Source organism: Psychrobacter sp. GP33 (assembly GCF_014119005.1).
GTDB lineage: Bacteria > Pseudomonadota > Gammaproteobacteria > Pseudomonadales > Moraxellaceae > Psychrobacter.
Window position 1 is genome coordinate 546,208 of sequence record NZ_JACGYX010000002.1, and the last position, 12,129, is coordinate 558,336.

At 41.4% G+C, this 12,129-nt stretch carries 9 protein-coding genes; 3 read left to right on the top strand and 6 right to left on the bottom strand.

The genetic code is table 11. The features are described from left to right. Positions 1 to 1,041, bottom strand: a complete 1,041-nt coding sequence (locus H2245_RS04760; protein WP_182406206.1) for an aldo/keto reductase — start codon at positions 1,039 to 1,041, stop codon at positions 1 to 3. Positions 1,042 to 1,152: 111 nt separating this feature from the next. Continuing rightward, complete coding sequence (locus H2245_RS04765) at positions 1,153 to 1,650, bottom strand: peptidylprolyl isomerase (protein WP_182406207.1); 498 nt, start codon at positions 1,648 to 1,650, stop codon at positions 1,153 to 1,155. 375 nt (positions 1,651 to 2,025) lie between these two features. Here H2245_RS04765 and H2245_RS04770 point away from each other — a divergent pair, with 375 nt between their 5' ends. Next, positions 2,026 to 2,673: a cold shock and DUF1294 domain-containing protein gene (locus H2245_RS04770; RefSeq protein WP_182406208.1), complete on the top strand. Its 648-nt coding sequence runs from the start codon at positions 2,026 to 2,028 to the stop codon at positions 2,671 to 2,673. Between the two features lie 103 nt (positions 2,674 to 2,776). Here the strand turns inward: H2245_RS04770 and lspA are convergent, their stop codons facing one another. Next, positions 2,777 to 3,373, bottom strand: a complete 597-nt coding sequence (lspA, locus tag H2245_RS04775) for a signal peptidase II (RefSeq protein ID WP_182406266.1) — start codon at positions 3,371 to 3,373, stop codon at positions 2,777 to 2,779. 220 nt (positions 3,374 to 3,593) lie between these two features. Continuing rightward, positions 3,594 to 6,425 carry an isoleucine--tRNA ligase gene (gene ileS / locus H2245_RS04780; protein ID WP_182406209.1) on the bottom strand — a complete coding sequence of 944 codons (2,832 nt, stop codon included), beginning with the start codon at positions 6,423 to 6,425 and terminating at the stop codon, positions 3,594 to 3,596. An 861-nt stretch (positions 6,426 to 7,286) separates the two neighbouring features. On the opposite strand from ileS, the gene ald reads away from it, so the two are divergent. Next, the gene (gene ald, locus H2245_RS04785) at positions 7,287 to 8,402 is read left to right on the top strand and encodes an alanine dehydrogenase (RefSeq protein ID WP_182406210.1); all 1,116 of its coding nucleotides are present in this window, start codon (positions 7,287 to 7,289) and stop codon (positions 8,400 to 8,402) included. Positions 8,403 to 8,552: 150 nt separating this feature from the next. Here the strand turns inward: ald and H2245_RS04790 are convergent, their stop codons facing one another. Next, positions 8,553 to 9,113, bottom strand: coding sequence for a protein disulfide oxidoreductase (locus H2245_RS04790; RefSeq protein ID WP_182406211.1), 561 nt, complete (start codon positions 9,111 to 9,113; stop codon positions 8,553 to 8,555). 157 nt (positions 9,114 to 9,270) lie between these two features. Continuing rightward, the gene (locus H2245_RS04795; protein ID WP_182406212.1) at positions 9,271 to 10,908 is read right to left on the bottom strand and encodes a bifunctional GNAT family N-acetyltransferase/carbon-nitrogen hydrolase family protein; all 1,638 of its coding nucleotides are present in this window, start codon (positions 10,906 to 10,908) and stop codon (positions 9,271 to 9,273) included. 490 nt (positions 10,909 to 11,398) lie between these two features. On the opposite strand from H2245_RS04795, the gene H2245_RS04800 reads away from it, so the two are divergent. Continuing rightward, on the top strand, positions 11,399 to 12,028 hold the full coding sequence (locus tag H2245_RS04800) for a BLUF domain-containing protein (RefSeq protein ID WP_182406213.1): 630 nt from the start codon (positions 11,399 to 11,401) through the stop codon (positions 12,026 to 12,028). The last annotated feature ends 101 nt before the right edge of the window (positions 12,029 to 12,129 follow it).

Consider the following 12,129-nt stretch of genomic DNA (forward strand, 5'->3'; position numbering starts at 1 on the left):
TTAAGGGGACGGATTTGGCTGCTGAATATGTACTGTCTCAATCGCTTCTAATACCTCTGCGCTTAATGTGATATTTATACTGTCAATATTAGATTTTAGCTGCTTAAGGCTGGTAGCACCAATAATATTACTGGTAACAAAAGGTCGGGAATTAACAAACGCCAATGCCATCTGAGCCATATCAAGCCCAGCATCCGCAGCAATTTTGGCATATTGCGCGGTTGTCCACTGAGCCTGCTCATTAATATAGCGATCATAGCGATCGTATTCAGTCAAGCGCGCGCCAGCTGGACGTTTGCCACCCAGATATTTGCCAGACAACACACCGAAGCCAAGAGGCGAGTACGCCAATAGTCCAATATTTTCACGGTGTGATATTTCTGCAAGCCCCACTTCATAAAGACGATTCAGCAAACTATATGGATTTTGAATAGTAATGGGCGCGATTAAGTTGTTTTTATCGGCTTCCCATAAATAGCGCATGATGCCCCACGGGGTATCGTTGGATAGGCCATAAGCGCGTATACGCCCTTTTTTAATCTCATCATTTAATGCCTGAATGGTTTCTAAAAATGGCGTTAAGTTATCTAATGGTTGTGCTGCCATGTCATTATCATAACCAAGCTGACCAAAAAAATTGGCTTGACGCTCAGGCCAATGTAGCTGATATATATCAATATAATCGGTCTGCAAGCGCGTTAAGTTGTCATCAATCGCGCTACTGATATGCTGAGCGTTAAAACGGGTTTGACCGTTACGCAAAAAGCTCATTGGTGATATTTTACTGGCAAGTATGACCTTATTGCGTTGCTTGGTTTTTGCGAACCAAGTACCCATAAAACGCTCAGTATCACCTTGTTTATCTTTATCAGGTGGGGAAGGATACATCTCAGCAGTATCCCAAAAATTGACGCCTTCACTTAACGCCATATCCATCTGGGCATGCGCGTCATTTTCAGTATTTTGTTGTCCCCAAGTCATGGTGCCTAAACATATTTTGGAAACTTTTTCATTCAGTTGGGGCAGAGTTTGATACTGCATGTGCGTGTCCTTTTTTATGCTATTTCTTGCCGATTTACTGCTGGTCTAAAGTTTTCTATCAAGATAACTGTGCTATTCCAATGCCATAATAAAGTTTTAATAATAAAATCTTTAACTCAGCTGAATGCCTGTAACCCCAGGCGGTGTTACTTGAAATATTGTCACTTTAAACAATACCATTTGTCCTGCGAGTGGATGATTAAAATCCACGTCAATCTCGTCTGCATTGACCGCGCTGATAGTACCGGGCAAGGTATTTTTACCTTTATCTTCAAATTCAATCAGCATGCCAACCTCAGGATTATCCGCGATAAGGGCAAACTGAGAGCGGCTAAAATGCTGAACATTATCCGCATTCCAGTCTCCAAATGCTTGCTCAGGTTCCAAGTGGGCGCTGCGTGTGTCTCCTGCACGTAGGTTCATCAGCACTTGCTCGAACCCTGGTAGCAAACTCTCATCGCCAATCGTCAAGGTCACAGGCATATCGCGATTATAGGTGGAGTCGATTACTGTCCCATTTTCTAATGACACTTCAAAATGCAACTTTACAAGGCTGCCATAAGTGATGCGCGTGTCTTCATTGGGGTTGATAAATTGCGAGTCGGTCATAGTGGTAACGCCATTTTTTGAAGTAGTAAGAGAAGTTAAGCTCAAAAAATAGTTTAGCATAATGCCTACACTGCGAACTGTTAAATGAGAATTAGTATAGATAAATAAATCCCATTTCTCGCCTTATATTAATAAAAAAATTATTCTAGTGCTTGGAACTTTTGCACTACTAGCACAGGGTTGTGCTACACCACATGTAGTACAGACTAAAAAAATAAGCGATGTTAACTTATCATGTCAACAAATTCTCAGTGAAATAGCAGAAGCTGATGTCTTCGAGCAAAAAAAGTGTCGTTAATAATAAAGTAAAAATTTTATATCAGAGATATCATATATACCTAATATATTTTATAGTCATAAATTAGGTAGGTAAAAATGGCAGCCAGACAGCAAGGTCAAATTAAAAAATGGCAAGAAGATAAGGGTTTCGGTTTTATTGAAACTGAGGCGCGCGAGCAGGTTTTTTTTCATGTCAGCGAGTTTAAAGCGCAGCGTCGTCCAAATATCGGCGAAGAGGTGGTATTCAGTGTCGAATATGACAATCAAGGACGTATGCAAGCGAAACAAGTACAAGAGCTTGGTTTTGTAAAGCAGCAGATGGCACAAAAAAACAAACAAATTCGTCAGCGCAATCATAAACGCAGTATTCAAGCTGATTTTGAAGCCGGCCAAAAAAAGCGTTTATTCGTAGGCGTTGGATTTTATCTGGTGCTTATATTATTGGCAATTATGGACAAATTAAGCTGGTTGATTGTTGGATGGTATATCGCCTTGGGGCTGGTGACGTATTTGATGTATGCCAAAGACAAAGCAGCTGCGCAAAGTAGTGAATGGCGTACACCGGAATCGACTTTGCATCTCTTAAGTGTGCTTGGCGGTTGGGTAGGTGCGATGGTCGCGCAGACTTATTTACGTCATAAATCGCAAAAAGTTGATTTTCGGATGACGTATTATTTAACCGTATTGATTAATTTGGCTGGGTTGTTGGTTTTATTAACCAATAAAGAGCTGTTACCTTTTTGATAGTTGTCGATTTTCTGAGATTTTATATTGAAAGTTATCATTATTGAATAAAAAACCCGCCATAGTGAACTATGACGGGTTTTTTATTCAATGGTTATTTCTATCAGTTTTGGCGCTTTTTTTCCAAAAATAGCATGTCAATCACAATCAAAGCGACCCCAATACTGATGCCCATATCGGCAATATTAAAGATAGGGTAATGCCATGCATCCGCATAATGTACATGGATAAAGTCGATAACGTGACCATGCAGTAAGCGGTCGATTAAATTACCAACTGCACCGCCCAGTACCAACGCTAAACCCAATGATAACAGCTTTGCTTGACGGGGGGCTTTAATCAAATAACCGATTAAAAATACTGACATCACTAGCGCAAGAATGGCAAAAAACCACTTTTGCCAACCACCAGCATCGGCTAAAAAGCTAAAGGCAGCACCATAATTGTATGCTAAGGTCCAATTTAAAATCGGCTCAATAACGGATACCGGCTCTTGAAAAGTAAGTTTGGTTTCAGCCAGCCATTTAGTCCATTGGTCAATGATGAGTACCAGTAGCGAAAGTCCGTACCATCTGACCGCATAGTTGCCATTCGCAATAAGCTTTGGTGTCTTATTCAGGCGACCTTTAGGCGTGAGTGAACTGCCAGTAGTCACGTGCGCAGGTTTGATGGTCTCAGAACTGTCATTTTGGCTAAAAATAGCTCTACTAGCACTTTCATGATTTGCTTTCTCATGACTGGCATTGGTATTAGCAGCAATATCAATATTAGTATTGTTGCTTGCATTGACGTCTACCTTGTCATGAGTGGTCTCAATCGAGGCATCGTCTAACGTAATGATGTCTACAGTACTTTTGCTATCTTCATCCTCATTAATAACATCGAGCTCAGGCGTATCAGTGATCGAGTTAGGCGGCGCTTTATGCATAATGACGCACCTCGCCATCACCGCTCAAATTGGTTACGCAGCGTGCGCACAGCTCAGGATGGGTGGCATCAACACCGATATCATCACGCACATGCCAGCAGCGTACGCATTTAGTCCCTTCAGCAGCTTTTACTTCAATACTTAAATCTGCTGACTCGTCTATGTTGCCGTCTGCACTAGTGTCTTGAACGGCTGCACTCTTGGGTTGCAAAGTAGCCTTACTGGTAATCAATACAAAGCGTAATTCTTCACCAAGCTTCGCTAAGCTGTCATACATCGCACCATTGGCAGTTAACACCACATCAGCGGATAGATTGGCGTTAATCAGCTTATTTTCACGTGCGGTTTCGATATGTTTATTGACCATATCTTTAGCACGCATGATATGTTGCCAGTCATCAGCACTGATAGCGCTTAATTCAAACGCTGGAAAGTCATACCACATTTGCGTAAATACATAACCCTCGGCATTGGTATCATCTTTATTCAGTACTTCCCACGCTTCTTGCGCGGTAAAGGTTAAAATCGGTGTAATCCAACGAATTAACGCTTGGGCGATATGGTAAATCGCGGTTTGCGCTGAACGGCGCGGTTTGCCATCCGTTTGAGTGGTGTACTGACGATCTTTGATAATATCGAGATAAAATCCACCCAAATCTTGTGAGCAAAATGCCGTCACATGCTGAGTGACTTGATGGAAGTCCATCGCATCATAAGCACTAACGATTTGTGCTTGTACCGTTTGCGCGCGCTCCATGATGAATTTATCAAGGCTGACCAACTCATTGATATCGACGCTATCGGTAGCAGGATTAAAGTCATCGGTATTGGCAAGCAAAAAGCGTAAAGTGTTACGAATACGGCGATACATATCGACCGCACCTTTAAATGACGTTTTGCCTGCGCTCATCTCATAGCGATAGTCACTAGAAGCAATCCACAAACGCAGCATATCTGCGCCCGTTTTATTGATTTCCTCTTGCGGGGTGATGATGTTGCCAAGCGATTTACTCATCTTGCGACCGTTGGCATCGACGACAAAGCCGTGGGTCAATACTTGCTTAAAGGGCGGGCGACCGTACATCGCCTCAGACGTTAATATCGAGGTCTGGAACCAACCGCGATGTTGGTCTGAGCCTTCTAAATATAAATCGGCAGGATTGGTCAGCTCATCACGTTGCTCAAGAACGGTAAAATGGGTCGTTCCAGAATCAAACCACACATCTAGCGTATCCGTGGCTTTATCATAATCTGCCGCTTCAGCGCCCAAAAAATCTTCACAACTGGCATCAAACCAAGCTTCTACGCCGCCTGCTGCGATTTTTTGTGCTGCCACTTCCATCAATTCCAACGTATTAGGATGCAGCTCGCCCGTTTCTTTATGGGTAAAGAAAGCAATCGGCACGCCCCATGTACGCTGGCGGGAAATACACCAGTCAGGACGATCGGTCATCATGGCTTCAATGCGATTTTGACCCCATGCTGGCGTCCAATTCACAGTTTTGATATCAGCAAGTGCCTGTTCACGTAAGCCCTTAGCTTCCATACTGATAAACCACTGCGGGGTTGCGCGAAAGATAATTGGCGACTTATGACGCCAGCAATGTGGATAGCTGTGCTCAATTTTGGTATGGCTTAATAAATGACCGTTTTCATGTAAAGTGGCGATAATTTTTGGGTTGGCTTTATAAATATGCTCGCCTGCAAATACTGCTGCGGTATCCAAATACACGCCATTACCATTGACTGGATTCTCAACCGGTAAATTATATTTTAAGCCAACAATATAATCGTCTACACCGTGACCGGGAGCCGTATGCACTAAGCCAGTACCGCTATCGGTCGTCACGTGATCGCCCAAAATCAATGGTACTTGACGCTCGCTAATCAGTGGATGCTGCGCATGTAACCCTTCAAGGGTGCGACCTGATACGGTTGCTAATACACCTTGATTGCTTAGCTCAAGCGCTGTTAGCGCCGTTTCGATAAGGTCAGTGGCTAATAATAAATTACCTTTTTCAGTCGCAACGACTGAATAGTCATGTTCGGGATGCACTGAAATCGCTTGGTTAGCAGGCAATGTCCAAGGCGTCGTCGTCCAAATAACTGCCGCCATACCGCCTTCAATCGCCGCCAACTCAGCAATCTTGTCAGTATCTAAAACATCAAAGCTCACATAAATAGCATCGGATACTTTATCTTGATACTCTACTTCGGCTTCAGCCAATGCCGAGCTACAATCCAAGCACCAGTTAACCGGCTTCATGCCACGGGTCACATGACCATTGTCATAAATCTTGGCAAGCGAGCGCACGATATTGGCTTCTTGCGCAAAGTTCATGGTCAAGTAAGGATTGTCCCAGTCGCCAAACACGCCCAAACGTTTAAAATCCGCCATTTGTAGCGCCACTTGGCTTTTGGCGTATTCACGGCATAATCCACGAAACTCTGTTGCCGATACTTTTTGCCCAACTTTACCGACTTTGGCTTCGACTTTTTGCTCGATAGGCAGACCATGACAGTCCCAACCCGGTACATAAGGCGCATCAAAACCGGATAAGGTTTTTGACTTGACGATAATGTCTTTCAACACTTTATTGACCGCATGACCCAAGTGAATCTGACCATTGGCGTACGGAGGACCGTCGTGCAAAATATATTTAGGTGCGCCTGCACGTGCTTGACGAATCTTGCCATATACATCGTCCGCTTCCCAAGCGCTCAACCAATCTGGCTCGCGATTGGCTAAATTGGCACGCATCGGAAATACAGTGTCAGCAAGGTTTAACGTATCTTTATAATCAAGGCTTGGTTTATCAGTCATAGAGGGAGTTCTTTATTTGATGTAGGAGTGGTGAATAGTCGATGAGGGTGTTTATCATAAAACCAATAGAAGTATAAAAATAAATCAGCAAAAAAGCGCTAAAAACGCCTGTCATTATATGACAAAACGAGTAGGGTAAGAAGTGTTGTTACGGCTGTTGTTTATTTATGTGAAATTCAATAGTAATAATAATGATAACCACGCTTAACAATCGTCTGATATTGTGCTAACTTAAGCGATACTAAATACTAAAATGTATTCTTAATGGTTATGATTACCAAACCAAAAGGTGTACTAAAAATAAAGATTACTGTTAGCAGTTATTCGCTTATCAGACGTTATCGCTATGAAGTATCTTATCATCAAATTATAATGAACGCTGATACCCATTGTTTATCATTAAAACACATGTCATCACAATAAGGTGTTTGTTAGAGCTGTATTCAATCATTCTTATTATGATATTCAATAAGCATACCGAGCATGACCATAATCTATCTGTTTGAAATGGTTTTTATTTCCTCTTTGTTATCATAGCGTGAAAATCACTTTGCTTACCTTAACGGTAATAAATATCTGATTATAATATTGTGATAACCTTTATTAATAATGTCACTATCAGCAGAATGTCCTGAACTGCAATAGCATCGACAATTTATCCTTAGTAGCATTCAAACGCGATAATCTTCGCACTGAGATATTAACGACTTTATTATTCTGTCATAATCATCCGTGCTGTCTACGTTTTAATACGCCAAAACATTCAGTATTGTTCATGATTTTACGTCGTCTGATTTATGGAACCTTTTAACCCAAGTTGAAAATTCTTTACCTAGAGTAACCACCACGCAAGGAGCAACAATGAAAGTAGGTATCCCAAAGGAAGTAAAAAACAACGAAAATCGTGTTGGCTTAACCCCAAGCGGCGTAAATGCTCTGATTGATGCCGGTCATACGGTCTATGTTGAGACCAATGCCGGTATTGGTTCACAGTTTACCGATGCTGATTATAGCGATGCGGGCGCGACTATTGTGACGACTGCTGCTGAAGCGTGGGATGTCGATTTGTTAGTGAAAGTGAAAGAACCTCAATCTGATGAGTACCCTTATTTAAAAGAAGGTTTAACCTTATTTACCTATCTACATTTGGCAGCTGAGCCGAAACTTGCCAAGATACTAGTAGAGAGTAAAGTAAATGGTATCGCATATGAAACTGTCCAATTAGCAGACCGCTCATTACCATTATTAACCCCTATGAGTGAAATTGCTGGACGTATGAGTACACAGATTGGCGCGCAGTATTTACAGTCTTTTTATGGCGGTAAAGGTATCTTGCTTGGCGGCGTACCGGGAGTCCAAAAAGGTAAAGTGACCATCGTTGGTGGCGGTGTATCAGGTACGGAAGCGGCAAAAATTGCCATTGGTCTGCGTGCTGACGTGACTATTTTGGACTTGAGCCCAACCCGTCTAAAAGAGCTATCCGAGATGTTTGGTAGTGGTGTGCAGACGTTGATGTCAACCAAATTAAACATTGCTGAAAGTGTTAAAAACAGCGATTTGGTTATTGGTGCGGTTCTGATTCCTGGTGCAGCAACGCCAAAGTTAGTGACTGAAGAGATGATTAAATCAATGCAGCCAGGCGGCGTTGTCATCGATATTGCCATCGACCAAGGCGGCATGTTTGAGACTACCGACCGTATCACAACCCATGATGATGCAACCTATGTCAAGCATGGCGTGATTCATTATGCCGTTGCTAATATTCCAGGCGCGGTACCACGCACTTCAACCATGGCATTGTCTAACGTGACGCTACCGTATGTGATGGCATTGGCAAATAAAGGCTTTGAGAAAGCTTGTAATGATAATGAAGCGCTAGCAAAAGGCGTGAACACTGCCCAAGGTCATGTGACTTATAAAGCCGTTGCCGATGCACTAGGCTACGATTTTGTTGAGCTAGGCTCACTTATCAATTGATGTTCGGTATATAATTTAAAGCTATTTTCGTGATATCACTGGTAAATAAAAAGCCTGTTAAGTGATGGTTTATCCCTATAATAATTAGGGTGACAACTGTTTATTAGCAGGCTTTTTCTGGTCTGTTTTTTACGATAAAGTGATTATAAGTTATAAAGAGCTTAGCCATAATCTTAATTTAAGTGACCATAATGGTTGGATGCCGGTAAGACCTTGGCTCATCTCACCATCTTTTAAAATCACAAATGAGGGTGTCACTTGTCCTTGCCAATCGGCGAATATAGCGCCTTCTTGGTCATTCACTGTCGTAAAGCTGTATTTATGCTCACTTAAATAATCATGCAATTCTTGATTATTACCGGATTTTATGGCGATTGTGACCACAGGATAGTTCCCTTGTTCGGCAAGCGTATTCACAGCAGGCGAAGTTGTGCGACATATCGGGCACCATGTGCCCCAAAAATAAACCAACGTTGGCTTATCAGCACTTAAATCTGCCAAATCAATGGTTTGACCTTGATAATCGGTCAGTTGTAACTGCGGATTAGCAGGCATAATCGGTTGTCGCCACCAATTAACGGCGGTATAAACAATAATAAATACTGTGCCATAGAGTAGGGCAGTTTTAAGTATCGATAGCAGTCGCTTTTTTGGACTTGGCTTTGAGCTTGCTTTGATTTTAATTTTTTCAATATTACTATTGTTAGTCATAATATTTGCTTTTCTAGCCTTATTATTTCAAATGTATGGTTTACGTTAATTGTTTTTGGCAGATAAAAATAAACGGCTGAATCGTCAGCCGTATTATTTAATATTAAGAGTCTATTATCAGTTTTAAGACTAGAGTTTTAAAACTAAATTTTTAAACTTAAGGCTTTAAAGCACGACCTTGCAAGGGATCGCCATCTAACACACTGCCTGAGTTTTCATGACGCTCTTCTGTGGTTAATTTACTGGCTGAAATGGCTGATTTTCGTTTCCATTTGAGGCTAAATAAGTCATCACGGCGGTCAATTAGGTTATGAACTGAGCCTTCATTACGCACATGAATCAGTTTATCGAGATCGATATCAGAAAAGAAAACCATTTCTGTATTGGGAGTAGTTTCCGCCATAATCGCATCATGCGGAAAGGCAAAATCGGATGGCGAGAAGATGGACGACTGCGCATACTGAATATCAAGGCTTTCAACTTGCGGTAAGTTACCGACGGAACCGCAAATCATCACATAGCATTCATTTTCAACCGCACGTGCTTGGGCGCAAATACGCACGCGCAAATAGCCGTTTTTGGTATCGGTCCAAAACGGCACGAATAAGATATCCATGTCGTCAAGTGCCATCAAACGGGCTAATTCTGGAAATTCAATATCATAACAAACCAAAATGCCGATACGACCAGCATCGGTATCAAAGACTTGTACTTTATCACCACCTTCAATCACCCACGCGCTACGTTCATGCGGAGTAATATGGATTTTACGTTGCTCCTCAACGGTCCCATCGCGGCGACATAGATAGCTCACATTATATAAAACGTCTTCTTCATCTAGCAATGGCATGGAACCGCAAATAACGTTGACGTTATAACTGACCGCTAAATGAGAAATCTCGTTTTTAAACCATTCGGTGTAACCGGCTAAAAAACGAATGGCAATATTTTGGTCGGTAGATTCACACAGCCCCATGAGCGGTGCATTAAAAAATTCGGGTAAGCAAGCAAAGTCCGAATTATAGTCCGCCATGATATCGACGAAAAATTCTACTTGTTGCAGCAGCTCTTCAGGAGATTCAACTTCACGCATCTGCCACTGAATACCGCCAATGCGTACTTCAGATTTACGCGTATTGGGCTTATAATCTTGGGGTTCATAATAAATATTTGCCCACTCAAGCAAGGTTGCAAAGCCCTTCGACTGTTTATCATCAGGCAAATATCCGGTCAAAATACGTTTGACGATAAAGCCATTTGACAGCTGAAACGATAATGCAGGGTCGTGAATCTCACGCGCTTCAACCGCCTCGATATATTCACCCGGTGTTAAGTCTTGGTGGTCATAGTATTTTGGAATACGACCGCCAGCAAGAATAGCGCGGAAGTTCAACTGTCGGCACAGCTCTTTACGGGCATCATAAAGTCTGCGACCTAAACGATAACCGCGATAATCAGGATCAATTAGTGCATCTAACCCATAAATGGCATCGCCTTTTGGATTGTCTCTAATAATCTCTTTTTGCCCGATTAAATCATCATAGGTATGTGGATTAGAAAACTTCGTATAATCAACGCGCATTGATAATACGATACCAATCAATTTTTCATGATCAAATAATGCAATTTGCCCTTCTGGAAAGGCATCAATTAATGTATTAATGGTATTTTTTGACCATGAACCGCCCAAATTGGCATAGACACGATCCATCAAGGCTTTTAATTGCGGATAATCTTTTTTCTTAATTTCGGCGATGGTTAAATGAAAGTCGTCGATTTTCTCAATTTTACTCATAGTATTCCTGTTTTAGCAGTTTGCATGTCTAATGCTATGAGAGGCGCTATTACTCAATACATTGACACAGCTTTTTGTAAATTTAAATGTTTGTAAAGGCAAACGTTATAGACGCAAAATTATCAGGGCAGTCATAGTCGTCAATGTCTGTAATTAATAATTAAGCTATTCCATAAACGCTTAAGTTGCGACCTTAAAAAGATATCAATAGCGTCATATTAAAGTTACAATATTCCAATGTTTACAATAGTTTGGAATAATTATAGCTTAGCTACTAATGACATTATAAGTGGCTGCAGGCGTCCGCTATGATAACAAGCTTGGGGCTTAATAAAAGCGTAACGTAGTAAACATTTACTATATTTTTGTGAGCTTTGGCAATGTTATTTTATCATTGCCTATACTTTATTCATCTGATTTAGATATTTTATATTTAAGTATTTGTGTTTTTGAGTCGCTAATTATGGCGGCTGTTTAGGATTATAGTTTTATGCCTTTAGGTGATATCGATACGATCAATACTTTAGAAAAAATAGATGAGTCAGCCTTGATTCAGTTGGTGTATGTGAGCAGTTTGACATTAGTAGGACGTTTGAACACCGCGATATTTGAGGAAGTAGAAGGGCACGCGCGTGCTTATAATGGGAAACAAGGTATCACGGGTATTCTGTGTTACGGCAATGGACAGTTTTTGCAGTGTATTGAGGGCAAGAAATCGCAAGTTTTAGCGCTACAGCAGCGAATTTTTGCTGATAAGCGCCATAAGAATGTTAAGGTGCTATTACTGCAAGCTATCGATGAACGTAGCTTTATAGATTGGCGCATGCGCTTACTATTTTTAGAGCGTTGGCTGTGGTCTCCCGCTACCAAGCAACAAGCGACCCAGCTTTCACCCTTTCTACCTTTTGCTCCGCACGGTTGGTCATCAAATCGTACGGAAGATTTTTTACGAATTATCAAATATTTTGATACGCCACCCCATATTAACGCCGCAGGCATTACTTATAATGCATTGGGCAATATGCTGCGCCATGTTGCTGCTCCGCATCAAGCTTTTTTGCTGGTTCAGGGTTGTCTAAGTGTGCTGATTATAGTGGCTATCTTTTTATTGTTTTTATAACCTATCTCAATTATTAAAAAAACGCCCAACATTAACACTGGGCGTTTTTTTATTTCTTATTTTAAAGTTTGTTAATTATCTAATCCATATCAAAAATCTTG

Bases quoted from the DNA above. Each gene is read 5' to 3' on its own strand.
- H2245_RS04760 (WP_182406206.1), bottom strand. From the start codon at position 1,041: ATGCAGTATCAAACTCTGCCCCAACTGAATGAAAAAGTTTCCAAAATA.
- H2245_RS04765 (WP_182406207.1), bottom strand. From the start codon at position 1,650: ATGACCGACTCGCAATTTATCAACCCCAATGAAGACACGCGCATCACT.
- H2245_RS04770 (WP_182406208.1), top strand. From the start codon at position 2,026: ATGGCAGCCAGACAGCAAGGTCAAATTAAAAAATGGCAAGAAGATAAG.
- ileS (WP_182406209.1), bottom strand. From the start codon at position 6,425: ATGACTGATAAACCAAGCCTTGATTATAAAGATACGTTAAACCTTGCT.
- ald (WP_182406210.1), top strand. From the start codon at position 7,287: ATGAAAGTAGGTATCCCAAAGGAAGTAAAAAACAACGAAAATCGTGTT.
- H2245_RS04790 (WP_182406211.1), bottom strand. From the start codon at position 9,113: ATGACTAACAATAGTAATATTGAAAAAATTAAAATCAAAGCAAGCTCA.
- H2245_RS04795 (WP_182406212.1), bottom strand. From the start codon at position 10,908: ATGAGTAAAATTGAGAAAATCGACGACTTTCATTTAACCATCGCCGAA.
- H2245_RS04800 (WP_182406213.1), top strand. From the start codon at position 11,399: ATGCCTTTAGGTGATATCGATACGATCAATACTTTAGAAAAAATAGAT.